Source organism: Acetobacter lovaniensis (genome assembly GCF_014207635.1).
Lineage (GTDB): Bacteria > Pseudomonadota > Alphaproteobacteria > Acetobacterales > Acetobacteraceae > Acetobacter > Acetobacter lovaniensis.
Genome location: NZ_JACHIE010000002.1, coordinates 269064 through 293509, shown reverse-complemented (window position 1 = coordinate 293509; position 24446 = coordinate 269064). Strand labels below are relative to the sequence as shown.

Sequence of the window (24446 nt, the reverse complement as noted above, 5' to 3'; positions counted from 1 at the left end):
GTTCTGTCAGGATATTTTATGGAGATGTGGGTTTATTCAGCCTGTCTGGCATCATGCACTGCCTGTTCCATGTTGTGCGGGGTGGCTGTGGTAAAGTGGGTCATGACAAAACTGGCAATGTCGGCCAGGTCCCGCTCGCTCAGCCCGCCACCGGCAAAATGCGGCATGATCTGCACACCTGTCGTGGTTTGCATGCCGCTCCCCTGCACCAGCAGTTGCACAAGGTTGCGCCCATTATCCGCCCCAAGGGAGCGCGCGCCTGTAATGGTGCCAAAGCTGGACTGGCGGCCCGTGCCATCGGGCATGTGGCACCCGGCACAGGCAGATGCATACAGGCGTGCGCCGCGTGTGCTCTGGGGCAGGCTGGCATCACCCGCTGCGGGGGTTCGGGCGTCCACCGTATCTTCCGCCGTGTGCAGGGGGGCAATGCTGCGCAAATACACAACCATGGCATGGATGTCGGGTGCGCTCAGGTAGCGCAGGCTATGGCCAATAACATCGGCCATGTCTCCTGCCGCTGTGCCATGGCCATCGGCATGGCCGGTGGAAAGGTACTGGGCGAGGGCCTCATCACTCCACGCGCCAAGCCCGCTCTGTTTGTCCGATGTCAGGTTATATGCACGCCAGCCATTGACCACATTGCCGCCCAGTGCGCGGCTGTTATCAAGCCCGAAGGTTCGTGTGCGCGGGGAGTGACAGTCCGCACAATGGCCCGGACCTTCCACCAGATAGCGGCCACGGTTCCATTCCGCTGGTTTGTCCGGGTCATCGGCATAGCTGGCGGCAGGGCCGTTGAGCATGTTCCAGAAAACCATGAGGCCGCGGATGGAGAACGGAAATTTGACCGAGTTTTCAGGTGTTTTCTGCGCAGATGGTGGAAGGGTCGCCAGATAGGCGCGTATGTCCCGCACTTCTGCGTCGCTCATGCGGGCATAGGCAGGGTAGGGCATGGCGGGGTAAAGGTGCTTCCAGTGGGGGGATATACCTTTGCGCACGGCATCTACAAACTGCTGGTCGGTCCATGCGCCAATACCTGCGGTTTTGTCCGGCGTAATGTTGGGGGCGTACATAACCCCCACCCCCGGCAGGCTGAAGGCCCGCCCGCCTGCATAGGGTGTTCCGCCTTCGGCTGTGTGGCAGACCTCGCAGTCGGCCGCGCGGGCCAGATAGCGTCCGTTTTCCACACTGGGGGCAGAGGCCGCTGCATGGGCATGTGCTGTGGTGGCCAGCAGGGCTGCCCCGCCAAGGACCACGCCAGACAGGACGCCACCCACCCGGGAGAACTTTACCCGTGTGCCCTGCACACAGGTGGAAATAAAGGGGAAGGACATGGGGTTACGCATCAGCCCTGCTCCTTGTGGTCTGCCCCATTGCGGGGGGAAAGGAGTGGTAATGTGCGGTAGCGCCGCCCCTGTGCCGCTGCCATGGCGTTGGCCAGAACGGGGGCTGCGGCTGCGGTGCCAACCTCGCCAATGCCGCCGGGGTCTTCCGTGCTGGGCATGAGCAGGACATCAATTTTGCAAGGCGCTTCGTTCATGCGCATGACGCGCCATGTGTTGAAGTTGCTTTGCTGCACACGGCCCCCTTCGAGCGTGATTTCGTTATAAAGGGCCGCGCTAAAGCCAAAGATCAGCCCCCCTTCGATCTGCGAGATGACCTGATCGGGGTTGAGTACCCGCCCGCAATCCACCACTGCGGTTACGCGGTGGATAATCACGTTATCGGGCTCGGGCATTTCCACCTCTGCAATGCTGGCCATGTAGGAGCCAAAGGCAAACTGCACGGCCACACCGCGTGCGCGGCCCGGTGGCAGGGGGGTGTTCCAGCCTGCGGCCTGTGCGGCCTTGTCCAGCACGGCCAGAGCGCGGGGGTTCTGGGCCAGCATGGCGCGCCGGTAGGCTACGGGGTCCGCGCCTGCGCGGTGGGCCAGCTCGTCAATAAAACCTTCCACCACAAACAGGCCGCGTGTGCCGCCTACACCGCGCCACCATGCGGTAACAACGCCGGGGGCTTCACGCCGGGCAAATTCCAGCCGGTAGGCGGGGTAGGTGTAAGGCGTAATAACGGTAGCGACGGAAAGATCTTCGTCATACCCGTCCTTGGTCAGTTCCGGCGGGTCCCAGCGGGCAACCACGGCGGGGCCGACAATGCGGTGGGTCAGCGCGGTTATAAAGCCCTTGCTGTCCAGTGCGGCGGTCATCTGGTCCACGTAGGCGGGGCGGTAGCGGTCGTGCGTCAGGTCCTCCTCGCGGCTCCATATGATCTTGAGAGGGTAGGGCACCTGCCGGGCGAACTCTACGCACTGGGTAACGTATTCATGCTCCAGCCTGCGGCCAAAACCCCCGCCAATATACTGGCAGTGCACATGAACCTTGTCTTTGGGCAGGCCGGTCAGTTCTATCGCCGTGTCGCGCGCGCGGTCGGCAATTTGTGTGCCGGTCCATATGTCGCATCCATCGGGGCGTACATGGGCGGTGCAGTTTATGGGTTCCATGGTGGCATGGGCCAGCAGGGGCTGCTGGTAGGTGGCGGTATGCGTGGCCGCTGCGTGGGCAATAACGGCTGGGGCATCGCCCTTTGTGTTGGCCACAATGGCGGGGCCATTCAGGCCATCATGCAACTGGTCATAGATGGTCTGGGTCGTCACATGGGCGTTGGGGCCATCGTGCCATTGGGGCTTGAGCGCGCGCAGGCCCTTGCGCGCAGCCCAGTAATGGTCGGCTACAACGCACACGGTGGTGTTGGTCGTGTTGACCAGCACGGCCTGTACACCCCGTATGGCAAGGGCTGCGGCCTTGTTCATGCCCGCAAGCGTGCCACCGACCACCGGGCAGGCGGCCACGGTGCCGATTTTTTGCCCCGGCACCTGTACGTCCATGCCAAAAATGGCGTGGCCCTGCACCTTGACCGCGCTATCTATGCGGTGCTGGGGCCTGCCCAGAAGGGTGTAGGTGGCAGGGTCCTTGAGTGTGGTTTTTTGTGGCACGGGCAGCGTGGCTGCCTGAGCGGCAACCGCACCAAAGGGCAGGGAACGCCCTGTAGGCACGTGGATAATTGTGGCCGAGCGGGTTGTGCACTCCGCCACCGGCACCTGCCAGTGGGTGGCTGCGGCCTGTACCAGCATGCTGCGCGCCGCGGCTCCGGCCTGCCGGAGCGGGAGCCACTCGGTCATGACCGAGGTGGAGCCGCCCGTAATTTCGGCCCCGCCACCGGGGGGAGCGGCTTCAATTTCCACCTGCGCCATGTCTATGCCCAGTTCTTCGGCAATCAGCATGACGGAGGATGTGTAAATGCCCTGTCCCATTTCCACATTGGGCAGAATAAGGGTGATGCGGTTGTCCGTTGCTATGCGGATATAGGCGTTGGGGGCAAAGGCTCCCTGTGCGTTTTCTACCAGCAGACCCTGTTCGGGGGCCATGCCTGCGGGCACGGACGCGCCCTGCGCCCGGCTCTGGCGTGGCGTGGGCCAGAACGTAGCCAGCAGAAGGGCGCCCCCGGCCCCCAGCATCTGCCTGCGGCTGGCCAGTGTGGGGCGTGGTGCTGGTGTGCTCATGCCAGTGCTCCCGCCGCATGGTGAATGGCTGCGCGAATACGCACATACGTGCCGCAACGGCACAGATTGGCCGACATGGCGCTGTCTATCTGCTCATCCGTGGGGTGAGGGACTGCACGCAGGAGTGCAATGGCCGCCATGATCTGCCCCGGCTGGCAGTAACCGCACTGTACCACATCCAGAGCCACCCATGCATCCTGCACGGCTTTGGTTACGGGGTCTGCGGGGTTCAGCCCTTCCAGCGTGCTGATGTGCTGCTCCCCGATCAGCCCCACCGGCAGGTTACACGCCCGCACGGCCCGGCCATCCATATGCACGGTGCAGGCACCGCACTGGGCTATGCCGCAGCCGAACTTGGTGGCGTTCATGCCCAGAACATCGCGCAGAACCCACAGGAGGGGGGTGTCTGGATCGACATCCACCTGATGGGATTGTCCGTTTATGTTCAGGCTCAGCATGGTCGCTCCTTGGGGTGGGTCTGGGTCTTGTAATGTAATGGAACTGGTTTGTTTCCGAAATGGGAGGGATGAAGAATGTGTTCGGTTTTTTTGAAAAGTTATCTGTATACAAAAGAATATATTAGCATCTCCGCGCAGACCCGATGCAGGGATGAGAGCGCCTTGCAGCGTGCGGGAAAGACCACCACGCCGGGATGTGGTGTGTTGCTACAAGCCTGTTCCTGCGTTCATCATGTGCGAATAGACAGCAATCAGGAGGGCGATTCCCCATGAACACCACCCCCGGCACACCGGATGCACTTTTGTGGAAGCTGGCACGTCTTGCCGCGGATGTTGAAAACAAGGCCTGTGAAGATACGGCGATTTCCTTCGATCTGAAAGAAATCGCGCAGATTCTGCAGGAGATCAAAAGCGCATTGCCTGCGGATAATGAATGGTCACTCTACCTTACACCGGGCATTATCTGGTCCACGGTCTGGAGCTTGTACCAGAATGCACTTGAGCTTGGGGGGTATCAGGGCCGGGATGCGGTTGTGCAACTCGTCAGGGATGCCGTGGAAAGCCTGAAAAGCGCTCTGCTAGGCACGGCGACAACTGCGGGTGTGCGCAGCATTGGCATGGAAAGCCCTGTGGAGCCGGGCGCGCTGACGGCAGGTTAATGCGCCAGGGAAGCGTGTGATCGCCACATGATGTCGATGGCCGCGCCCTTCGTCTCAACACGGGAGCCGGGAATGTACAACAAGCAAAGATTTTTGAGGAAAACAACAGTATGTTCAGGCGGTTGGTGGAGCTGAGGGGGATCGAACCCCTGACCTCCTCATTGCGAACGAGGCGCTCTCCCATCTGAGCTACAGCCCCGCCTGATCTGTCAGGCAGTGGTTTACAGGGCTTACGATTTTTCTGTCAAGTTGTATTGTAGGGGCTATAACCACAGGGTACCCCTGCCGGGCCTGCAATCTTAAGGAGCTGGTTTTATATCGTGTTTGTGTTTTCGCTCTTCATGGTGCTGACGCGGATACTGGAGATTTATTGCTGGATTCTCCTTATATCCTGTATTTTTGTCAATCTGTATGCGTTTGGCATACTGGACAGCCGCAACCAGCTTGTCTGGAAGATTGGCATGTTCCTGGAACGGTTGACCGAGCCGGTTCTGGCTCCCGTCCGACGGGTGCTGCCAACACCGGGCGGGATCGATTTTAGCCCCATGGTGGTGCTGCTGGGTATTCAGTACGTTATTCAGCCCTTGCTGGCCGATGTGTTCAGCGCACTGATCATGCACTAGGCGAGTGGATACAAAAAAACCGCCAGACCGTTCAGGCTGGCGGTTTTTTTTAACGGATAATCCACCAAAGCTCAGTGATGAGCGCTCGGAGTGCCGTCTTTTTCAATGTGGGTCAGCGTGTAGCTGCTCATAATGACAACCGGCACCAGGAACGCCACGAGCGCAACGCCGATGACAGCGGTGTTACCGCCGAGCAGGTAAGCGATCAGGTCAAGACCCAGAAGTGTTACGCACAGATAAATGCCCATTCCAAAAACCCTTTTGTAGCCTGTAAGGCAGGAGCTGCTGGTGTTCTGGCGCGGAATGCCTACTGTGCAGAACCTGCCGGATTCATTCACAAATCTGACAGCGTCACACTACTCCTTTGGTTTTGGGGGTCAACTGCTATCTGTCGCATGGCGTTGTGGCATTTTCGGGCGGGGCCTGCCTGCCGGGGTACTGGGAGGGTGGGGGCGGAACAGGAGATTCGGGCCGTGAGTGCGGGCCATCCGCACCTCAGGCGTGGTGAAGCCCGTGCGATGCAGGGGATGGGTAAAACCGTCAATATCAAGCGCATGGCAGGCGCAAGCCGGACCAGAAGTCGTCCCCGACATCTTGGCGCGCGGAAGGTCTGGGGTGTTCAGACCCCTCTCATGATAAGGGGGATGCGCACACCAACGCTGTCATCCCTCGGGGCGTTGTTACCGCAGGAATGCATGCCTGTTATCCTGTCATCCATGAGCCGGGAGGACGCAACACAGGGGGGCTCGTCCTAGACAAGGGGCGTCTGGTTCAGGTTGTGCAGTGTGTCGGCAGGGGACGCCGAATCGCCGGTAGCGGGCAGGTTTATGCTTCAGCTATCCGGTTTTGCAGAGGCAATATCACCATACAGAATGGCAAGCCATGGCAGGGGCCACAAAAAAGGCAGGGGGGCATGCCATAGCAATGCCAGTGCGCCAAGCATGGCCCCGCTGGCAAATCCGACCCAGGAAAGACCGGGCAGCAGAATGGCCCCCGCAGGCAATGCCGGTCCCCGACTGGTCCCGCAGCGCATGGCCAGAGTGCTGGCCAGAGCTGATGCGCATTTGAGTATGTTGCTGGTGATGACCACGGTCTGGATTGCATTGCCGGAAAAGCGGGCAATGCTCTCGCCCTGAACAGCCATAAGGGTGGGGAGCAGTACAAGTTCGCTCAGCCGCGCATGTGCCCCAAACTGTGCCGCCTGCACAGCCAGCAGCAAAAGCGCCATAAGTCCTACGCCACTGGCGGCCCCCCACAGCAGGCGCACAAGACTGGCCAGAAAGCCCGCGCCAAAAAAAACGGCCAGTATACAGGCGAGCAGCACGGCGTAGTGCCAGTTGGCATGGGCAAGTGCTGCGGAAAGATGCGTGGTGTTGCCAGTCATGGCCGAGGCGAACAGGCCACCCAGATGGGCAAAGCTGAGCGCATCTATGTGCCCTGCCAGAATGCCAAGCACCAGAATGCGGCGGGCGGATACAGCTACGGGGGTGGCGGGGACGTCTGGCATGCGGGGCTTGCTGTGTGCTCAGGCTGAAAAGCGGGGTATGCACTGTGCCCCAGAGGGCAGAACGCTGCAAACATCACCTGAGCGGGGGAGCTTCCGCCTGACGGTTACAAGGGTTTCGCCGGACTTTGGGGCTGGAGCGCGTCCAATGGAAAAATGGCTCTTTAAAAGCCATAATGCCGCCACCAGATACAGGTATGAAAAACACAGGTTCTGAATTCAGGGCTAGTTTGGGAATGGGAAAGAGACAGGCGTATGAGACTGCACCGCGTGATGACACTGGGACTGGCCAGCCTTATGGCGGCAACAGTGGGCGCAACCGTTGTACGGGCCGAACCGGGTGGGTGCCTTAAATATGGCGCGGCAGGTGCGGTTGGCGGGCATCTGGCGAACCATACCATGCTGGGCGCTACGGCCGGGTGTGTCACTGGTATGTACCGTCGGCATGAATATCGTAAGGAAGCGCGGAATAAAGCCAAACTGTACGATCAGGAACATCCCGGCGCAAAAGGCACCTACGAGCAGAAAGCCACAGCCTATGATGTGGAGCATTCCACCACTCCGGGCAGTACAATGGCCCCCTCCAGTGCCCAGCCTGGCTCCGCCCAGCCACAGCAGCCCGCCAGCCAGCAGGGGGAAGAACGCCTGTAATCGGGCTTGATGACCTGCCTGTCCGGTTTTAGGGGCAGGGCCGCTGCATGGTGTGGCAGGGTATGCCTGTGCGTGGCCCTGCCTGCATCAGGTCTCCGGCGTGGAGGCAGGCGGGGTATGTCGGGAAGAGAGCGTGCGTACGGTATCAAGCACAAATCCGGTTGCGTATAGCATAATCCGCTCAAACTCTTCCTGCACATCTTCAAAGGTCAGAAGCTGGTGGCGGAGCAGGATGTGCATGATCTGGGTATGGCAGTCCATATCCGGAGTTGTGTCCAGCCATTCTGTCTCGTTCAGGCGTCGGGCATTGGCCTGGCAGACGTTCAGCAGCACAATTTCCAGCGCAATATGCCCACCCATCACCCGTCCGAGTGGCTGGCTCGGGTTGTAAATGGTAGGAATAAGTGTTTCGGCGTTATAGGTTTCCTTGCATTGTTCATAATGGATTGAATAATACAGGTATTCCGCAAAGGTAATTTTTGTATAAATGCCAGTATCGCGCGCTGTTGCCTTGAGAAAATTCTTATAAAGATTGGCGCTGACTTCAAACGGAATCGTACCGTTCAGGTCGGCAAAGCGTTTTGCAACGCTGAGAATACTGGCAACCCGCAACTGTGCTCCTTTGAATGCACGCAGGGTTATGGCCAGCAGTTCTTCCTGATTGATGCTATGGATAATTGTGCGGAATTTTTGGTTATGGTCGTGGGTGAGCTCCACAAACTTATCGTAAAATCTGGCTTTGGTGAGAATAAAAGGCCCGGAAAGTTGGCTGTTGGGCATGGTTGTACTTTAAAGAATAGGGGATGAAGCAGATAGGATTTTTAAAATGCGGTGTATCATGACGTGCCCTTGAATCCTTTGGGAAAGGTTATGCTTAAAATACACTCAGTCTCTTTTGCACAAAAAATGTAAATTTATTGTTAAAAACTACCTTTAGTGACGGTATGAAATCTTTATTTGGAACTGTGGCAAAAAATGGACCAGTTCCTTTGTGCGGTTTTGCGGGGTGTTTGTGTGTATTTTACATACGCAGGAAAAAGGCGGCACAAAACCCGGTCCATATGAATTTTATGCCGTGGCAGCGCTTTAAAAAGTTTGCCGGAGGCGCATGGTTTTTCCCTCCCGTGTATGGAGCACAAGGGTTCCCTCTTCTATGCTCCAGGACTGCACATTGTGCAACAGGTCCAAAAACAGGACAGAAACACGACCATGCGCACCCGGGCAGGCCATGAGCGTGCTCATGCCCGCCTGTGGCGACTGGCTCACCTTGCCATCATGGCCAAAAACAAGGCCACCGGCATAACGGTTGCAGCCATCTGACCCGGATACCTTGCCGCTGTCGTTAATATCCAGCGTGGGGGTAAACATGTCTGCCGCCGGGTCGGGGTTTTCGTCCGTGGCGCTGTCGTGCGCATCGGGCAGAACATTGCCGTTGTGCAGTGTATGGCCATCAAGCTGTGTGGCAACCCAGCGTGCGGCATTCAGTTGCGTAGGGGGCACAATGTTGCCGCCGCAGCCGTTAAGGGTCTGTTCCTTGGTGGTAATGCGCACGCTTTGTGTGAACATCTGCCCGCTCATGCTGTCCTGGCAGGGGGTGGGGCTTATGGTTACGGCCAGATCGGGGGCCTCGTAATGGCGGGTGTCGCCACGGGTATAGGCCCGGGTGATCATGCGGGTCAGGCGGGGGCCATCGGGGGTGCTCAGGGCCAGTGTGCCTGCTGCCATGCTGAAGTTCCAGAATGGCTCGTTCCCACGGGCTTCATACACGCCGTTGTCTGTGCCGGGTGTGTTCAGCGGCTGTGGTTGCGTTGCACAGCCCGCCGCAAGGGTCAAGGCGCAGGACGCCAGAAGGGAACGAAGACGCGGCAGGGCCATGGCATGGCTCCTCATGCTATTGCGGACCGTAAGCAGTATGGCCCTTTGGCGTGTGGGCACAACGGCTTTCTTGCCCATGGCGTGTGGGGCAGGTGGGGACTGGGGGTATAAGGTGCAGGCCGGGGCCTGTTCTGCCGGGGATAGGGAGATTAAAAGCAGGGTATGATTATTCAGGGTTATACTTACTTTTGCGACATGCCGGACGATGCGCGCTACCTGCGCAGCCCCCAGCCGGATGAACGGTTTATTGAAGAAAATATGGTGTTCATTCTGCCAGACCGTCTGCGCAAGTTCCGCCGGCAGTTGTGGCATGTGCGCCGCAATCCCGGCCCGGTGCATGTTTATGTGCCGCTGTTCCGTGTGAACACGATTATGGCATCAGACCCGCTGCCTGCGGGGTATGGGGCGGTGCAGGATGTGTATCCATTCTACACCCACACCACGCGCAGGCGTGGGCGGGCACTTGATTATTATGTGCTGTTCCTTTTCAGGGACAAGGATTCCTACGTCCGGTGTGAAGCAGCCTTGACCGCTGATGGAGCAGGCTGACCTGCCCCCGCATTCACGTGAGCAGATGGGCCGCCGCGGCCATGATCGCCCCTTGGGCGGAGGAAAAAACAGTGCCGGAATCGGCCAGAACCGTTGCAATCATCAGGTTCACCGGTAAGCCAAAATCTTCCACTGTCATATTGTGGGCATCCACCAGTGTTGTGCGGTTGTCCAGCATGACCGTGCTCATGCTCTCCCCGCTGGCCAGGACGCGTTCGGGGTAGGCGGCCATGGGGGTGGTGGTGCTGGCATAGCCAAAAACCGGCAGGCCGAGCGCGTGGGCATACCCTATTTCAAACGCGGTGCCATCATCCACATTGGGGCCACGGAAGGGGGAAAGATCGGCAATAACAGCCCGGCTCTGGCGGATCAGGCCCATATTGGTGCGGGCTATGGCTGCGGCAAGGGCCGTGGGGCCAGCATGGACCTTTGGGTCGAGTGCGGCATCCAGCGGGTATAGGCCGCGCAGGCCCGCGCGCGTGCAGGCCGCCACCAGTTGTGCCCCCTGTGCGCGGGCATCCAGCGCAAAAACGCCCGGCCCGGCCAGGTACACGGCCGGTTCTGGTGTGGTGCTTTGCTCTGGCCGGGTGCCTGCATGGTTCTGGGGCATGGCGTTGGGTCCTGCTGGTGGTGGGCAAAGTGGTATGGTTGTCAGATTTTGTGTGTGCTGTCAGGCGTAAAGGTGGGCAAGGGGGTGCTTGGGCGGCCAGTGCCGGGTGGCTCTCGCACTCCGGCAATGGGGGTGTGCTTTTTTTGTTTATGGGGCATGGCGCAAAAGCGCGGTATCCTGCGTACAATACAGGCCATACCAGAGCGGGAGCCGCCCAGACCATGCTGCATAGTTTTCAGTCCACCCGGGGGATGGTCACATCCCCGCATCATCTGGCCAGCCAGAGCGGTCTGGCTATTCTTAAAAAAGGCGGCACGGCGCTGGAGGCGGTTACCGCCATGGCCGCAACCCTGTGCGCGGTTTACCCGCACATGACCGGGATGGGGGGGGATGCGTTCTGGCTGATCTCCTACCCCGATGGCCGGACCGAGGTGCTGGAAGCCTGTGGCGCCGCCGCCCTGCATGCCAGTGCGCAGGACTACACGGCCGCAGGCCATACCAGCGTACCCTGGCGGGGGGGCATGGCGGCCAATACCATGGCGGGCACGGTTTCGGGCTGGCAGGCGGCACTTGAGCGCAGTGCGGCACTCCAGCCCGCCCTGCCGCTGGACGTGGTGCTGGAAGATGCCATCTGGTACGCCCGGAACGGTTACGCCCTGACCACGAGTGAAGCCTCCCTGCTGGCGGAAAAACAGGTCGAACTATTGGGCAATGCTGCTTTTGCCGCAGCCTATGCCCCACAGGGGTGCTTGCCGCAGGCGGGGGATATACGCAAAAACCCGGCACTGGCCGAAACCCTGCAAAGTCTGGTGCGTCACGGGCTGGATAGTTTTTACACTGGCGATGTTGGCCGCAGGCTGCTGGCGGACCTGACCCACGCTGGCAGCCCCCTGCGCGCGCAGGACTTTGCCCACCACGCGGTGGCAACGCCAGCCCCCCTGCATGCCCGTGTGGCGGGCGCACAGGTTTTTAATGCTCCCCCGCCAACTCAGGGTGTGGCCTCGCTCGCCATTCTCAAACTGTTTGAAAAACTCAACGTGCAGGAGGTGGATGGCTTTGCCTATGTGCATGCGCTGGTCGAGGCCACCAAGCATGCCTTCCTGTTTCGGAACGCGCATGTGGGCGACCCGCGCTGGATGAGCGAGGACGCACAGGGTTTTCTGGATGATACGGCCCGCTTTAACGCCATGGCAGCCAGCATAGATCCCCACCGTGCCATGCCCTGGCCCGCACCGGCACAGATGGGGGACACAACCTGGATGGGGGCCGTGGACTCCCACGGGGTGGCAGTCAGCATGATCCAGAGCCTGTATTTTGAATTCGGCTCCGGTGTGTTCCTGCCCCAGACCGGGCTGCTCTGGCAGAACCGTGGCGCGTCTTTCCTGCTGGAGGAAGGGGCATGGAATGCCTTTGTGCCCGGCCGCAAGCCATTCCACACCCTTAACCCCGCACTGGCCCGGTTTGATGATGGACGGGTCATGGTTTATGGCACCATGGGGGGCGAAGGGCAGCCGCAAACGCAGGCCGCCCTGTTTACGCGCTACGCCATGTTTGGCGTGCCCTTGCAGCAGGCCATTACCGCGCCACGCTGGCTGCTGGGGCGCACATGGGGCAGCCACAGCCATTCGCTCAAAATGGAGAGCCGGTTTGATGCGGGGGTTATCGCCCGGCTGGAGCAGGCCGGGCACGAGGTGGAGCGCGTGGCCCCCTTTACCAGCATGATGGGCCACGCCGGGGCCGTGGTGCGCCATGCCAGTGGCCTGTTTGAAGGGGCGGCAGACCCCCGGAGCGATGGGTGCGTGGGGGCTTACTAGCCCGTATGCGCCGCTGTATCCGCCTGCGTCTCTGCCCGTGCATGCACCAGTCGGCCATTGGCCCATGTGGCGCGTATGGCCCGGTCATCGCCCAGAACCATTAAGGTAAACAGGCGCTCGGCCAGACTGGTGCAGCGGGCACTCCGCTGGGCCATAAGTGGGGTGGCGGCGGGGTCCATAACACAGAGGTCGGCCTCCATGCCGGGGGCTATCAGGCCAATATGGTCGTGCAGGTGCAGGGCGCGTGCAGCCCCCGCCGTGGCCAGCCAGAGTGCCTGTGCTGCGGAAAGCCGGGTATCCCCCGCCATGAGTGACACCTTGTAAGCCTCCCCCATTGTGGCCAGCAGCGAGAGCGATGTGCCTGCTCCAACGTCTGTCCCCAGTGCCACGTGCACCGGGCGGGTGGGTTTGAGCGCGTCAAACAGGGCAAAGGCACCGCTCCCGAGGAACAGGTTGGAGGTCGGGCAATGGGCCAGCGTACAGCCTGAATGGTGGCAGTGGGCAAAGTCATGCTCAGCCATGTGAATGGCATGGCCAAATATGGCGCGTGGCCCATCCAGCCCCGCTTTTGCGTACACATCCAGATAGGAGGAGCGGTTGGGGAACAGGCTGCGCACGGCGGCTATTTCGTCCAGATTTTCGGCCAGATGGGTCTGCATGTACAGTCCCGGCGTGTGCTGGAATAACGTGCCCGCCAGTTCAAGCTGTTCTGGCGTGCTGGTTATGGCAAAGCGCGGGGTTACGGCATAAAGCTGGCGGTCCCTGCCATGCCAGCGCGCAATAAGGGCGGCGGACTGGTCGTACCCGCTCTGGGCGGTGTCCTGCAGGTTGGGGGGGCAGTTGCGGTCCATCAGCACCTTGCCCGCGATCATGCGGGTGCCAAGGCGGGCGGATTCCTCAAAAAACGCATCGACCGACTGGGGGTGCACCGTGCAGTACACCGCGGCCGTTGTGGTGCCGTTACGCAGCAGCTCGGACAAAAACAGCCTTGCCGTCCGTCGGGCGACATCCACATCGGCAAATTCTGCCTCGGTGGGGAAAATATACTGTTCCAGCCACGGCAGAAGCTGCTCCCCCCAGGAGGCAATGGCCGAAATCTGGGGGTAATGCACATGGGCATCTATAAAACCCGCGCTGATCAGGCAATCGGGGTAGTGGGTCAGGGGGGTGTTGTCTCCCAGCAGGGGGGACAGGGTGGCGTAGGGGCCGCATTGGGTAATGCGCCCGTGTTCCATAATAATCAGCCCGTCCTCTTCCAGCACCAGTGCATCGGGCGTGGTAAAGGGGTTGGCGCAAAAGGTAACGTAACTGCCTCTTATGGCGTGGCGGTCCGGGGTGTGGGGCATTGGGGGCGTGCTTTCGGGCCGTTAGAACTGTTCGGCAAAAAAGTTTTCAATTTCGGTAATAATAAACCGCGCGGCGGTGGAAAGCTGGCGCGAGCGGTCCACGCACAGGGCCAGTGTCAGCGGGGGGAGCTTGCGGTTGGTAATGGGGGTAAAGGCCAACTGGCCTTTCTGCACCTCATCATACGCATCCAGATAGCTTAGAATCCCCACTCCCGCGCCTTCCAGCACCATGGATTTGATCATCTGGATATTGTCGGCCTTGGCCACGGTTGCGACCTTGACCCCCGTTTCCGCCTCCAGCACCCCAATGGGTCGCCACAGGGCCAGCGGAGGGGCCGGGATGATCATGGGGTATTCCGCTGCAAGGCTGAAGCGGGCTTCGGTCATTTCCGCGATCTCGTGCGAGGGCAGGCAGACAAAGCCCAGTGGTATTTCCTTGTGGGTGCGTACTGTTAATTCGCGCATGTGGCCGGGGTTGAACATGAGCGCGAAGTCGGCGTGACCCTTAACCAGCAGTTCCCCCATATCGTGGCTTTTGCGCACATGCACGCTCACCATAATGCCCGGATGTGTCTGGCGCAGCTTGCCCAGAAGGGTGGGCAGAAAACCCTTTGTCAGCGCGTCGGGGATAAGAATATCCGTGCTCCCCTGCCGCAGGCCTTTAAGGTTATCCAGCTGGGTTTGCAGGGCGTTCAGGTCGCGGGACCAGCGGCGGCAGGAGGTCAGGAGCAGTTCCCCCGCCGTGGTCAGCCGCAGGCCCGATGGCAGGCGCTCAAAGAGCTGGGTGCCCAGAATTTTTTCGCCCTGCAACACCTGCCGGTCTATGGCGGATGCGGCAATATGCAACTCGTCCGAAGCTTTTCTAATAGAGCCATGCTGGGCTACGGCCATGAAATACCGCAGGAAGCGGGAAAAAACGGGCATCAGCTTTTGCTCTCTTTTTGCGAACGCACCATGCTGAATTAAGTCATATACAAGAACGATACGTGTGTGAAACAGTAAGTCTGATTTTATTTGACGCGATCAGGAACCACGCAGGATTCCCGATCTGCATAATGTGGACTGATAAATGGGTATGGAACAGCTAAACAGACGTGTTCGGGACGATCTTGCCAAAATTGAGTTTGCCTCGGGCAACTGGTGCATTCCCCATCAGCATAACGGACAGGATGTGCTGGACGTGGCCATTATTGGCGGTGGGCAGGGCGGGCTTGCCACATGTTTTGGCCTGCGGCGGCGCGGCGTGGCCAACACCTGTATTTTTGACATGGCCCCACAGGGGGAAGAAGGGCCGTGGGTTACCTTTGCGCGCATGATCACCCTGCGCACGCCCAAGCACGTGACCGGGCCGGACTTTGGTATTCCCAGCCTGACCCCCCAATCCTGGTTTGAGGCAAAATACGGCGAGCAGGCCTGGCGTGATCTGGACAAGATTTCCCGTCGGGACTGGCAGGATTATCTGCTCTGGCTGCGTGATGTGCTGGACCTGCCGGTTAAAAACGAACACCGTCTGGCCGATATTGCGTGGGAAGATGGGCTGCTCAGGCTGACCTTTACCGGCGCAGGTGGGGCCGAGCATGTGGTCTGGGCGCGCCGTGTGGTTCTGGCGACCGGCATAGAAGGCGGTGGGGCGTGGCATGTCCCCGACTTTATCCGCGAGGGGCTGCCCAAAAGCCGTTATGCCCATACCTGTGAACAGATTGACTTTGAAGCCCTGCGCGGCAAGCGCATTGGTGTGCTGGGGGCTGGTGCCTCGGCGTTTGATAACGCGGCAACCGTGCTGGAACATGGCGCTGCCAGCGTGGACCTGTGCCTGCGCCGCAAGCAGATCCCCACAGTCAATCCCTATCGCTGGATGGAAAACGCAGGCTTTCTCAGCTATCTGGCCGATCTGCCGGACCTGCTGCGCTGGCGCTTTATGTACAAGATTTATGACCTGAACCAGCCGCCCCCGCAGGATACGTTCTGGCGTTGCCGCAAGCACCCCAACTTTGCCTATCACCCCGGCACCCCCTGGACCGCCGTGCGGGAGGAAAACGGGGCCGTGGTCGTGACCACACCAAAAGGCGAGATGGAGTTCGACTTCCTGATTATTGGCACAGGCTTTATTATCGACCTGACCAAGCGGGCCGAACTGGGGCGCATCGCCAGCCGCGTTGCCCTGTGGAAAGACCGGTTTGAAGCCCCCGCAGATGAGCAGAGCGCCCTGCTGGGCAGCCACCCTTACCTGAGCAACGCCTTCCAGTTCCAGCCGCTGGAAGCCAATGACCCGCTCGCCCCCATGATGCAGTGCATCTACAACTTTACGTTCTCTGCCATGCCCAGCATGGGGCTTGCCGGGGCAACCATTAGCGGGATGCGCTTCGGGGTGGAAAAACTGACCAACTGCATAGGCCGCAGCCTGTTTGTGGAGGACGGAGCCCTGCACCTGCAAAGCCTGCTGGATTATAACGTGGATGAACTGACCAGCTTTGACCCGCCGCCAGAGCAGGCCTGAAAAAAACCAAGCGTAAAACGGGATAAAAATGAACCAGACATACCCGCGTGACATGATCGGCTATGGCGCCACCCCGCCCGATGCACACTGGCCCGGTGGCGCGCGTATAGCCGTGCAGTTTGTGATCAACTACGAAGAGGGCGCGGAAAACTGCGTCCTGCACAATGATCGCGGGTCCGAGGCATTTTTGTCCGAAATGGTAGGTACGTCCTCCATTGTCGGTGCGCGCTGCATGCAGATGGAAAGCCTGTATGAATACGGCAGTCGTGCCGGCTTCTGGCGGCTTTACCGCCTGTTTGCAAAAGCGGGCCTGCCCGTTACGGTTTTTGGTGTTGCCATGGCGCTGGCCCGCAACCCCGCAGCCGTTGCCGCCATGCAGGCCAGTGGGTGGGAAATTGCAACCCACGGCCTGCGCTGGATAGATTACCAGAACGTGCCAGAGGATGTGGAGCGCGCCCATATGCGCGAGGCCATAGCCCTGCACACGCAGGTTACGGGTGCTCCGCCGCTGGGCTGGTATCAGGGCCGCACCAGCCCCAATACCGCCCGTCTGGTCGTGGAGGAAGGCTGCTTTTTGTATGATGCGGATTCCTACGCCGATGACCTGCCCTATTACGACCGGCGCTACGGCAAACCCCAACTGATTGTACCGTACACGCTGGATGTGAATGACATGAAGTTTGCCGCCCTGAACGGCTTTACCGAGGGCGAGCAGTTCTTCCATTACCTGCGCGACACGTTTGACATGCTCTATCAGGAAGGGGGGCGTATGATGTCCGTTGGCCTGCACTGCCGTCTGGCAGGCAAGCCCGGACGGGCACTGGCTGTTGCCCGCTTTCTGGAGCATGTGGCAGCCCATGCCGATGTATGGGTGGCAACCCGGGCCGATATTGCCCGCCATTGGCAGAAGGTGCACCCGGCATGACCATCTCTGGCATGACCGCCCCCGCCATGCTCACTCTGGCGCAGGTCAACGCCATGTCCGATGCCGCTTTTGTGGAGGCGTTTGGGAGTGTGTATGAACATTCCCCATGGGTTGCGGCGCAGGCAGCCAAAAGCCGCCCGTTTGCAGACCTTGGCGGCATGTGTGCGGCGTTTTCCACCGCCATGCGTGCCGCGCCCGAGGCGGCACAGTATGCACTTGTGCGTGCCCACCCCGAGCTTGGGCACCGTCTGGGGGTGGACCCGGGGCTGACCGCAGCCTCCGCACAGGAGCAGGGCGGGGCAGGGCTGGACCGGTTAACGCCTGAGGAATACACGCATTTTCGCGCCCTGAATGATGCGTACACACACAAGTTCGGCATGCCGTTTGTTATTTGTGTGCGCAAGGTGGGCGGGCATGCCAAACAGGTTATTGCACAAGCCATGGAACAGCGGCTTGCCAGTACGCCCCAAGCCGAACTGGCCGAGGCCTTGAGCCAGATTGACGCAATAGCCGCATTACGTCTGCACGATAAGGTGGTGGCATGAGCTCTCTTTCAACCCATGTTCTCAACACGGTTTCCGGCCGTCCGGCGGTGGGGGTGGCGTTGCGCCTGAGTGGGGCCACAGGCGTTCTGTTTGCAGGGCAGACCGATGCCGATGGCCGCTGCCCGGAGCTAAAAGCGCTTGAGCTGGAAGCCGGTGCCTACTGCCTGGAATTTGAGGTCGCGGCCTACTTCCGCCAGCAGGGCACACCGCTGGCGGACCCGCCGTTTCTGGATATTGTGCCAATCTGCTTTGGTCTTGGCGGCAGCGGGCATGCCCATGTGCCCCTGCTGGTCGCCCCATACGCCTATTCGACCTACAGGGGGAGTTAAGCCATGCAACCTGCCAGCAACACGCCACAGACCGTCCACCCCGTGGACCAGATGCTCCCGGTCTGGAAGCTTGGCTTCTATGGCCTACAACATGTGCTCACATTCTATGCGGCCGCCGTTATTGTGCCTGTTCTGCTGGCGGGTGCCATGGGTCTGCCCCGTGCCGCACTTGAGCATCTGATCGAGGCGGACCTGTTTACCTGTGGCATTGCCTCCTTCATCCAGTCCGCGGGGCTTGGGCGTTATATCGGGGTCAAGCTCCCGCTGTTGCAGGGGGTGACCTTTGTGGCCGTTACCCCCATGATCGCCATTGGCGTGGCGGCAGGTGGGGGCGTGCAGGGGCTGCCCCAGATTTTTGGCGCGGTCATTGCGGGGGGGATTTTTACCTTTCTGGCGGCACCGTGGTTTGGCAGGCTGGTCAGGTTTTTCCCGCCTGTGGTCACGGGGTCTGTTATTCTGGTTATCGGGCTGGCCCTGCTGCCGGTGGCTGCGAATGATATTGTTAACGGGCAGGGTACCGGGGTCATGCAAAACCCGGTTAACATGCGCAATGTGGCGTATGGTCTGGGTACGCTGGTTTCCATCCTGTTCATCCAGCGTATGTTCAAGGGGTTTGTGGCCAGCATTGCCGTTCTGTTCGGGCTGGTGGCTGGCACGTTAACCGCGTGGTTTCTGGGCGATGCCAGTTTTGATGGCGTGCTGTTTGCCCCGTGGGTGACCGTTGCGCAGCCTTTTTACTTTGGCATGCCTACCTTCCATGTGGTGCCAGTGCTGTCCATGCTGGTGGTCATGATCATTACCATGCTGGAAACCACGGGGGATGTGTTTGCCACGGGCTCCATTGTTAAAAAGGATATTTCCTCAGCCGACATCACGCGGGCGATCCGTGCGGATGGTCTGGCAACCATAATTGGTGGGGTGCTGAACTCCTTTCCCTACACCTGCATAGCCGAGAACGTGGGCCTTGTGCGGCTTACACGGGTGACCAGCCGCTGGGTTGTGGTGGCGGCGGCGTTTATCATGATGGGGCTTGGCTGCCTGCCCAAGCTTGCCGCCATTATTGCCAGTGTGCCCCTGCCGGTACTGGGTGGGGCCGCACTGGCCATGTTTGCCGCCGTGGCTGTGGTGGGGATTCAGACCCTTGTCAAAGTGGATTTTGATAATCTGAACAACACGGTTATTGTGGGCACCAGCATCGGGCTGAGCATGCTGGCAACAGCACAGCCCCATATTGCTGACCATTTTCCCGCATGGATGCAGGTTATTTTTGGCAGCGGTATTACATTGGGTGCCCTGTCTGCCATTGTGCTGCATCTGGTGTTCAACTTTGGCAATCTGTGTTCCTCCGAGCAAACGGTGGAACAGGATACGGTCATACTCGAAACCCCGGTCTGGAACGTTGTGGGCGCGCAGGACAAACCTCAGGCGGCCCTTGGGCAGGCTGGCCGCGCCCAGACCGAGTAAGCATCGGCGTTTCGCATACTCTGTGCCAGATGCGCATAAAAACATAAGCCGGGAGGGCACGCATGCGCCAGCACATCAGCTTTTATGTGGGGGATACCCTCCACCATCTGTCCAGCCTGCCGCCGGAGTTGACCCTGCTGGACTGGCTGCGCGACCAGCAGGCCCGCACCGGCACCAAGGAAGGCTGTAACGAAGGGGATTGCGGTGCCTGCACCGTTCTGGTCGGGCGGCTGGAGCAGGGGCATCTGGTATGGCGCGCGGTGAATGCCTGTATCCACATGGTGTGGATGCTCGATGGCGCGCAGCTCTTGACCGTGGAGGACCTGCGTGGCCCCGATGGTGCATTGCACCCGGTGCAGCAGGCCATGGTGGACGAGCACGGATCGCAATGCGGGTTCTGCACACCGGGGTTTGTCATGTCCATGGTTGCGTTGTCCACGCGCGCGGATCTGGCGGCACTTGAGGGCACGCTGGATGGTGAGCGGATTATAAACGAGGCACTGGCAGGCAATCTGTGCCGTTGCACGGGGTATGCCCCCATTGTGCGCGCCATGAAAAAAGCCGCAGCCTACTGCGCCCGGCATGGTGAACCCATAAGTGCCCGCACGGCGGAGCTGAGCGCGCGCCTACAGGCCCTGCAGGATGGCAAAACGGTGGAACTGCATAGCCCGCAGGGGCGTGTCACACTCCCTGCTACGGTGGAGGCATTGGCCACTGCCTATGCGCAGGACCCCGCGGCCATGCTGGTGGCAGGGGGGACCGATGTTGGCTTGTGGGTCACCAAAAGATTGCGCCAGCTCCCCCATATTATTGCCGTGCGTACCGCCCGCGACCTGCACAAAATCCACACCCGCCCCGATGGCGCGTTGTGGATAGGAGCAGGTGTTACCTATACGGAGGCCATGCCCCATCTGGTCGCGCATCTGCCAACTGCTGCGGATACGCTGCGGCGTATCGGGTCTACGCAGGTCCGCAATGCAGCCACCGTGTGCGGCAATATCGGCAATGCGTCACCGATTGGGGATGGCCCGCCCATTTTTATGGCCGCAGGGGCGCAACTCCACCTGCGCTGCGGGCCTGAACGCAGGGTTGTGCCGTTGGAAGCGTTTTTTCTCGAATACGGCAAGCAGGACATCCGCCCCGGCGAGTTTATAGAAGGCGTGCTTATTCCGCCGCTGCCTGCTGGGAGCGTGTGCGGAGTGTACAAGGTTTCCAAGCGGTTTGATCAGGATATTTCTGCTGTGCTGGGGGCCTTTGTGCTGGTTATGGCAGAGGATGGCACCATACAGCAGGCCCGTCTGGCCTATGGCGGCATGGCGGGCATACCCTGCCGGGCCAGCCGGGCGGAGGCTGCTCTTACGGGGCAGACGCGTACCCCTGTGACACTCCTTGCAGCGCAAGCGGCCATAAAAGAGGATTTTACCCCTCTGTCAGACATGCGCGCCAGTGCGTGGTACCGTGCAACGGTTGCCGCCAACCTGCTGGTCCGCCTGTTTGAGCCTGATAGGGACAGCCCCCCGCACCACGCCCCAACACTACAGAACTGGCAGGAGGTGGCGCATGGTTGACCCCTACACCATGGCAGCACAACCGGCTGAAGCCGGAGGCCCGGCACCTCATGGTCCCGCACAGGTGGCCGGTGCGGCGTCTTCCTCGCTCAGGCATGAGAGCGCGCATCTGCACGTAGCGGGGGAGGCGCGGTATGTGGATGATATGCCAACACCGCCCAATGCGGTGCATGTTGCCCTTGGCCTGAGCAGCCGCGCCCATGCGCGCATCATCAGCATGGATCTGGGGCCGGTGCAGGCTTACCCCGGTGTGGTTTGCGTGTTGAGCGCGCGCGATATAGCGCACCATAACCAGATCAGCTCCGTGGGGGCGGGGGACGAACCCCTGCTGGCCGAAGACCATGTGTTTTTCTGTGGTCAGCCCTTGTTTGCCGTGGTGGCCCAAACCCGCCATGCAGCCCGCCAGGCCGCAGTGCTGGCACGGGTGGAGTACGAGGACCTGCCCACAGTGCTGAACATAGAGCAGGCCCGCGCACAAGGGGGAGCACTGGTCTGCCGCTCGCTGGAAATGACACGGGGTAACGCCGCTCAGGCTCTGGCCAATGCCCCGCACAGGCTTGCAGGCCAACTGACCATTGGCGGGCAGGAGCATTTTTACCTCGAAGGGCAGGCCGCGCTGGCCTGGCCCGGAGAGGACGGGGAAATGCGTATCTGTTCCTCCACCCAGCACCCGACCGAAACCCAGCACATGGTGGCCCACGTGCTGGGTTGCCCCAACAACCTTGTGACCGTGGAAGTCCGGCGCATGGGCGGTGGTTTTGGCGGGAAGGAAACTCAGGCCAACATTGTGGCCTGTCTGGCAGCCCTTGCCGCCGCGCGCACCGGCCGCCCTGCCAAACTCCGTCTTGACCGTGATGATGATATGATGATCACGGGCAAGCGCCATGATTTTGTGATTGATTATGACGTGGGTTTTGATGCGCAGGGCCGTGTTCTGGGGGTGGATATGGAGCTGGCTGCCCGCTGTGGCTGGTCGGCCGACCTGTCCGGCCCGGTAACGGACCGCGCCCTGTTCCATGCCGATAACGCCTATTACTACCCGGACGTACGCCTGCGCTCGGTGCCGCTGCGCACCAACACGCAGTCCAACACGGCATTTCGCGGTTTTGGTGGCCCGCAGGGGGCTGCTGCGGCTGAACGGATGATGGAGCAGATTGCCTTTGCCACCGGGCTGGACCCGCTGGATGTGCGGTTGCGTAATGTGTATGGCACGACCGAACGCAACGTCACTCCGTACCACATGACCGTGGAGGATTCCATTGCCGGGGAGGTCATGACCCAACTTGCGCAGGACTGCGACTACCGCAAACGCCGCGCACAGATCAGGGAGTTTAACAAGACAAGCCGGTACCTGCGGCGTGGTATTGCGTTAACGCCGGTCAAGTTTGGTATTTCCTTTACCGCTACGCATTTTAACCAGGCTGGGGCACTGGTGCATGTTTACACCGATGGCTCGGTGCAGGTGAACCATGGCGGGACAGAAATGGGGCAGGGCCTGCATACCAAAATGGTGCAGATTGCCATGCGCGAGTTCGGGCTACCCCATGAGCGGGTGCGCATTACCGCCACCACGACAGGCAAGGTCCCCAATACTTCTGCTACCGCCGCGTCCAGTGGTGCGGATCTGAACGGCATGGCCGTGCTGGCAGCTGTGCGCACCATCAAGGATCGGCTTGTAAACTTTGCCGCTGCCAAATGGCAGGTTTCCCCCGAACAGGTGCATTTTACAGCCGACGGTGTGGTGGTGGGGGAGGCTACGGTGCCGTTCGCCACACTGGTCAATGCGGCGTATATGGCCCGTATTTCTCTCTCCTCCACAGGGTTTTACAAAACGCCCAAAATCTCATGGGATAGTGCAACAGGGCGTGGCCGACCGTTTTATTACTTTGCTTACGGTGCGGCCTGCGCGGAGGTTGTGGTGGACCTGCTTACGGGGGAAAACCGCATGGAGCGGGTGGACATCCTGCACGATGCGGGTCTCTCCCTTAACCCGGATATTGATATAGGGCAGATCGAGGGCGGGTTTGTGCAGGGCGCGGGCTGGCTGACCATGGAGGAACTGTTCTGGGATACATCGGGGCGTTTGCGCACCCATGCGCCCAGTACCTACAAGATTCCAGCCTGTTCCGACCGGCCACGTATTTTTAATGTTAAACTCATGGAAAACGTGCCCAACCGGGAGGAAACCATCTTCCGCTCCAAAGCGGTGGGGGAACCACCGTTTGTGCATGGTCTGGCGGTGCTGCATGCCATTTCCGATGCGCTGGCCAGTGTGGACAACTACCGCACCTATCCGGGGCTGAATGCTCCGGCAACGCCCGAACAGATTTTGCGCGTGGCCGAGCGCCTGCGCCAGCAAGGTGGAGTGGGTCATGCGCAGGTACACACCTAAGCAGTTACTTGGTCTTTGGCGGCAGGCACCTCAGCCTCTGGTAGTGGCGCGCGTAACGCTTACCCGCGGTTCCACCCCAAGGGAGGAGGGAGCATTCATGCTGGTCGGGCAGGACGTTGTGGCGGGCACGGTTGGCGGCGGCGCGCTGGAACTGGCGTGCGAGCAGCATGCCCGTGCCATGCTCCAGTCGGGCGAGGCACTGTGCGAGCGCCAGATAGTGCTGGGGGGGAGTAATGTCAGCCAGTGCTGTGGTGGCCGCGTGGCCGTAAGGCTGGAAGTGCTGAGTGCTCCGTTATGTGCACAGCTTGAACAGCAACTTGCCCAGCAGAACGCCCGGCGCCCAACCCTGTTTTTGTTTGGGGCGGGGCATGTGGGGCGTGCGCTGGCCTACGCACTGGCCCCTTTGCCGCTGCGTCTGGTCTGGGTGGACCCGCGCGCGCATGAGTTTGGCCATGTGCCCGAAGGCGTGGAAGCACGCGTGACCGCCGCGTGGGACGATGTTCTGACAACGGCGGAGCCCGGTGCGGGTGTTCTGGTGTTAACGCCAGAACACACACTGGACGCGCTGATTGTGGAGGCAGCGCTCCTGCAGCCCGGTCTGGCCTATGTTGGGCTTATCGGTTCGCGCACAAAACGCTTGCGGTTTGAAAAATCCTTTTCAGAAGTGGGGATTTCTCCAGAACAGCTTGCGGCACTGGTCTGCCCCATAGGGGATAGGGGCGTGCGGGACAAACGCCCCGAGGTGATAGCGGCTCTTGTAGCCGCCGAAGTGGTGGAAAAACTGCTCCATCCCGCGCAGCAGGAGGAAGGGTTTGCAGGGGCCAGTATGGGCGCCAGTGCCTGACCCCTCAACTCTGTGCGGCAAGTGTGCAGCATTGACGCAGGCACGATCGGGGAAGAACAGATTGCGGGCAAAGACGTCAGACTCTCCAGAGCACATGACGCGCCAATTCTGAAAACGGAATGAAATGGAATGGCGGGTCTGTCTCACGCCGCGTTCTGGTTGACTGGAATACTCCATTTTTCTCCGGCGGAGGATAACGACGCAGGGAAGAGCATCCTCCCTGCGCTGTTATGGCCGTAA

Annotated in this window: 23 protein-coding genes and 1 tRNA gene; 13 read left to right on the top strand and 11 right to left on the bottom strand. The window is 60.4% G+C overall.

What is annotated here, in order from left to right; all coding sequences use genetic code 11:
• Positions 1 to 32: 32 nt before the first annotated feature.
• Genes HNR55_RS04565 through HNR55_RS04555 form a run of 3 tightly spaced genes read right to left on the bottom strand, consistent with a single transcriptional unit; the run spans position 33 to position 4011 of the window.
• A complete protein-coding gene (locus HNR55_RS04565; protein WP_242005433.1) occupies positions 33 to 1343 on the bottom strand; it encodes a cytochrome c in 1311 nt (436 codons plus the stop codon).
• Entirely contained in the window at positions 1343 to 3553 is a 2211-nt protein-coding gene (locus tag HNR55_RS04560) for a xanthine dehydrogenase family protein molybdopterin-binding subunit (RefSeq protein ID WP_166111945.1), read from the bottom strand. Before HNR55_RS04560 ends, HNR55_RS04565 begins: the two co-directional genes overlap by 1 nt.
• A complete protein-coding gene (locus HNR55_RS04555; protein WP_166111942.1) occupies positions 3550 to 4011 on the bottom strand; it encodes a (2Fe-2S)-binding protein in 462 nt (153 codons plus the stop codon). The genes HNR55_RS04560 and HNR55_RS04555 overlap by 4 nt, the downstream gene beginning before the upstream one ends.
• Positions 4012 to 4280: 269 nt before the next feature.
• Here HNR55_RS04555 and HNR55_RS04550 point away from each other — a divergent pair, with 269 nt between their 5' ends.
• Positions 4281 to 4670 carry a hypothetical protein gene (locus HNR55_RS04550; RefSeq protein WP_166111940.1) on the top strand — a complete coding sequence of 130 codons (390 nt, stop codon included), beginning with the start codon at positions 4281 to 4283 and terminating at the stop codon, positions 4668 to 4670.
• Between the two features lie 123 nt (positions 4671 to 4793).
• Here HNR55_RS04550 and HNR55_RS04545 read toward each other — a convergent pair.
• Positions 4794 to 4869 (bottom strand) — tRNA-Ala (locus HNR55_RS04545).
• Between the two features lie 121 nt (positions 4870 to 4990).
• On the opposite strand from HNR55_RS04545, the gene HNR55_RS04540 reads away from it, so the two are divergent.
• Complete coding sequence (locus HNR55_RS04540) at positions 4991 to 5293, top strand: YggT family protein (RefSeq protein WP_253545796.1); 303 nt, start codon at positions 4991 to 4993, stop codon at positions 5291 to 5293.
• A 71-nt stretch (positions 5294 to 5364) separates the two neighbouring features.
• Here HNR55_RS04540 and HNR55_RS04535 read toward each other — a convergent pair whose 3' ends face one another.
• On the bottom strand, positions 5365 to 5541 hold the full coding sequence (locus tag HNR55_RS04535; protein WP_166111937.1) for a hypothetical protein: 177 nt from the start codon (positions 5539 to 5541) through the stop codon (positions 5365 to 5367).
• 584 nt (positions 5542 to 6125) lie between these two features.
• Positions 6126 to 6800, bottom strand: coding sequence for a YoaK family protein (locus HNR55_RS04530; RefSeq protein WP_166111934.1), 675 nt, complete (start codon positions 6798 to 6800; stop codon positions 6126 to 6128).
• Positions 6801 to 7052: 252 nt separating this feature from the next.
• Between HNR55_RS04530 and HNR55_RS04525 the strand changes: the two genes are divergently transcribed.
• The gene (locus tag HNR55_RS04525) at positions 7053 to 7448 is read left to right on the top strand and encodes a hypothetical protein (RefSeq protein WP_373318177.1); all 396 of its coding nucleotides are present in this window, start codon (positions 7053 to 7055) and stop codon (positions 7446 to 7448) included.
• A gap of 87 nt (positions 7449 to 7535) precedes the next feature.
• Here HNR55_RS04525 and HNR55_RS04520 read toward each other — a convergent pair whose 3' ends face one another.
• Together HNR55_RS04520 and HNR55_RS04515 are read right to left on the bottom strand one after the other, a co-directional pair.
• The gene (locus tag HNR55_RS04520; protein WP_166111931.1) at positions 7536 to 8228 is read right to left on the bottom strand and encodes a hypothetical protein; all 693 of its coding nucleotides are present in this window, start codon (positions 8226 to 8228) and stop codon (positions 7536 to 7538) included.
• 306 nt (positions 8229 to 8534) lie between these two features.
• Entirely contained in the window at positions 8535 to 9323 is a 789-nt protein-coding gene (locus HNR55_RS04515) for an META domain-containing protein (RefSeq protein WP_166111928.1), read from the bottom strand.
• A 162-nt stretch (positions 9324 to 9485) separates the two neighbouring features.
• On the opposite strand from HNR55_RS04515, the gene HNR55_RS04510 reads away from it, so the two are divergent.
• Positions 9486 to 9872 carry a hypothetical protein gene (locus tag HNR55_RS04510; protein ID WP_166111925.1) on the top strand — a complete coding sequence of 129 codons (387 nt, stop codon included), beginning with the start codon at positions 9486 to 9488 and terminating at the stop codon, positions 9870 to 9872.
• A gap of 13 nt (positions 9873 to 9885) precedes the next feature.
• Here HNR55_RS04510 and HNR55_RS04505 read toward each other — a convergent pair whose 3' ends face one another.
• Positions 9886 to 10482: a nucleoside 2-deoxyribosyltransferase gene (locus HNR55_RS04505; protein ID WP_166111922.1), complete on the bottom strand. Its 597-nt coding sequence runs from the start codon at positions 10480 to 10482 to the stop codon at positions 9886 to 9888.
• Between the two features lie 221 nt (positions 10483 to 10703).
• Between HNR55_RS04505 and HNR55_RS04500 the strand changes: the two genes are divergently transcribed.
• Positions 10704 to 12296 (top strand): gamma-glutamyltransferase family protein, encoded by a 1593-nt coding sequence (locus HNR55_RS04500; protein WP_166111918.1) that lies wholly within the window; start codon positions 10704 to 10706, stop codon positions 12294 to 12296.
• On the opposite strand, the gene guaD is transcribed toward HNR55_RS04500, so the two are convergent.
• Together guaD and HNR55_RS04490 are read right to left on the bottom strand one after the other, a co-directional pair.
• Positions 12293 to 13642: a guanine deaminase gene (gene guaD, locus HNR55_RS04495; RefSeq protein WP_166111915.1), complete on the bottom strand. Its 1350-nt coding sequence runs from the start codon at positions 13640 to 13642 to the stop codon at positions 12293 to 12295. The genes HNR55_RS04500 and guaD overlap by 4 nt on opposite strands.
• A 21-nt stretch (positions 13643 to 13663) precedes the next feature.
• Positions 13664 to 14566, bottom strand: a complete 903-nt coding sequence (locus HNR55_RS04490) for a LysR family transcriptional regulator (protein ID WP_086646586.1) — start codon at positions 14564 to 14566, stop codon at positions 13664 to 13666.
• A gap of 151 nt (positions 14567 to 14717) precedes the next feature.
• Between HNR55_RS04490 and HNR55_RS04485 the strand changes: the two genes are divergently transcribed.
• From HNR55_RS04485 to xdhC, 8 genes are all read left to right on the top strand, one after another.
• Positions 14718 to 16139: an NAD(P)-binding domain-containing protein gene (locus HNR55_RS04485; RefSeq protein ID WP_166111912.1), complete on the top strand. Its 1422-nt coding sequence runs from the start codon at positions 14718 to 14720 to the stop codon at positions 16137 to 16139.
• 28 nt (positions 16140 to 16167) lie between these two features.
• A complete protein-coding gene (puuE, locus tag HNR55_RS04480; RefSeq protein WP_166111909.1) occupies positions 16168 to 17064 on the top strand; it encodes an allantoinase PuuE in 897 nt (298 codons plus the stop codon).
• 26 nt (positions 17065 to 17090) lie between these two features.
• On the top strand, positions 17091 to 17609 hold the full coding sequence (gene uraD, locus HNR55_RS04475; protein WP_166112127.1) for a 2-oxo-4-hydroxy-4-carboxy-5-ureidoimidazoline decarboxylase: 519 nt from the start codon (positions 17091 to 17093) through the stop codon (positions 17607 to 17609).
• The gene (gene uraH, locus HNR55_RS04470) at positions 17606 to 17938 is read left to right on the top strand and encodes a hydroxyisourate hydrolase (RefSeq protein WP_086646588.1); all 333 of its coding nucleotides are present in this window, start codon (positions 17606 to 17608) and stop codon (positions 17936 to 17938) included. Before uraD ends, uraH begins: the two co-directional genes overlap by 4 nt.
• Before the next feature lie 3 nt (positions 17939 to 17941).
• Positions 17942 to 19402: a nucleobase:cation symporter-2 family protein gene (locus HNR55_RS04465; RefSeq protein ID WP_166111906.1), complete on the top strand. Its 1461-nt coding sequence runs from the start codon at positions 17942 to 17944 to the stop codon at positions 19400 to 19402.
• 62 nt (positions 19403 to 19464) lie between these two features.
• On the top strand, positions 19465 to 20970 hold the full coding sequence (xdhA, locus tag HNR55_RS04460) for a xanthine dehydrogenase small subunit (RefSeq protein WP_166111903.1): 1506 nt from the start codon (positions 19465 to 19467) through the stop codon (positions 20968 to 20970).
• Positions 20971 to 20980: 10 nt separating this feature from the next.
• Entirely contained in the window at positions 20981 to 23362 is a 2382-nt protein-coding gene (gene xdhB, locus HNR55_RS04455; protein ID WP_242005449.1) for a xanthine dehydrogenase molybdopterin binding subunit, read from the top strand.
• Entirely contained in the window at positions 23343 to 24206 is an 864-nt protein-coding gene (gene xdhC, locus HNR55_RS04450; RefSeq protein WP_166111897.1) for a xanthine dehydrogenase accessory protein XdhC, read from the top strand. Before xdhB ends, xdhC begins: the two co-directional genes overlap by 20 nt.
• Positions 24207 to 24446: the final 240 nt, after the last annotated feature.

Excerpts from the sequence above, each read along its gene's own strand:
- HNR55_RS04525 (WP_373318177.1), top strand. The coding sequence starts at position 7,053 with ATGAGACTGCACCGCGTGATGACACTGGGACTGGCCAGCCTTATGGCG.
- HNR55_RS04530 (WP_166111934.1), bottom strand. The coding sequence starts at position 6,800 with ATGCCAGACGTCCCCGCCACCCCCGTAGCTGTATCCGCCCGCCGCATT.
- HNR55_RS04510 (WP_166111925.1), top strand. The coding sequence starts at position 9,486 with ATGATTATTCAGGGTTATACTTACTTTTGCGACATGCCGGACGATGCG.
- HNR55_RS04490 (WP_086646586.1), bottom strand. The coding sequence starts at position 14,566 with ATGCCCGTTTTTTCCCGCTTCCTGCGGTATTTCATGGCCGTAGCCCAG.
- HNR55_RS04520 (WP_166111931.1), bottom strand. The coding sequence starts at position 8,228 with ATGCCCAACAGCCAACTTTCCGGGCCTTTTATTCTCACCAAAGCCAGA.
- guaD (WP_166111915.1), bottom strand. The coding sequence starts at position 13,642 with ATGCCCCACACCCCGGACCGCCACGCCATAAGAGGCAGTTACGTTACC.
- HNR55_RS04555 (WP_166111942.1), bottom strand. The coding sequence starts at position 4,011 with ATGCTGAGCCTGAACATAAACGGACAATCCCATCAGGTGGATGTCGAT.
- xdhC (WP_166111897.1), top strand. The coding sequence starts at position 23,343 with ATGCGCAGGTACACACCTAAGCAGTTACTTGGTCTTTGGCGGCAGGCA.
- HNR55_RS04565 (WP_242005433.1), bottom strand. The coding sequence starts at position 1,343 with ATGCGTAACCCCATGTCCTTCCCCTTTATTTCCACCTGTGTGCAGGGC.
- HNR55_RS04500 (WP_166111918.1), top strand. The coding sequence starts at position 10,704 with ATGCTGCATAGTTTTCAGTCCACCCGGGGGATGGTCACATCCCCGCAT.
- uraH (WP_086646588.1), top strand. The coding sequence starts at position 17,606 with ATGAGCTCTCTTTCAACCCATGTTCTCAACACGGTTTCCGGCCGTCCG.
- HNR55_RS04515 (WP_166111928.1), bottom strand. The coding sequence starts at position 9,323 with ATGGCCCTGCCGCGTCTTCGTTCCCTTCTGGCGTCCTGCGCCTTGACC.
- HNR55_RS04505 (WP_166111922.1), bottom strand. The coding sequence starts at position 10,482 with ATGCCCCAGAACCATGCAGGCACCCGGCCAGAGCAAAGCACCACACCA.
- HNR55_RS04550 (WP_166111940.1), top strand. The coding sequence starts at position 4,281 with ATGAACACCACCCCCGGCACACCGGATGCACTTTTGTGGAAGCTGGCA.
- xdhA (WP_166111903.1), top strand. The coding sequence starts at position 19,465 with ATGCGCCAGCACATCAGCTTTTATGTGGGGGATACCCTCCACCATCTG.
- HNR55_RS04535 (WP_166111937.1), bottom strand. The coding sequence starts at position 5,541 with ATGGGCATTTATCTGTGCGTAACACTTCTGGGTCTTGACCTGATCGCT.
- HNR55_RS04485 (WP_166111912.1), top strand. The coding sequence starts at position 14,718 with ATGGAACAGCTAAACAGACGTGTTCGGGACGATCTTGCCAAAATTGAG.
- puuE (WP_166111909.1), top strand. The coding sequence starts at position 16,168 with ATGAACCAGACATACCCGCGTGACATGATCGGCTATGGCGCCACCCCG.
- HNR55_RS04465 (WP_166111906.1), top strand. The coding sequence starts at position 17,942 with ATGCAACCTGCCAGCAACACGCCACAGACCGTCCACCCCGTGGACCAG.
- uraD (WP_166112127.1), top strand. The coding sequence starts at position 17,091 with ATGCTCACTCTGGCGCAGGTCAACGCCATGTCCGATGCCGCTTTTGTG.
- HNR55_RS04560 (WP_166111945.1), bottom strand. The coding sequence starts at position 3,553 with ATGAGCACACCAGCACCACGCCCCACACTGGCCAGCCGCAGGCAGATG.
- xdhB (WP_242005449.1), top strand. The coding sequence starts at position 20,981 with ATGGCAGCACAACCGGCTGAAGCCGGAGGCCCGGCACCTCATGGTCCC.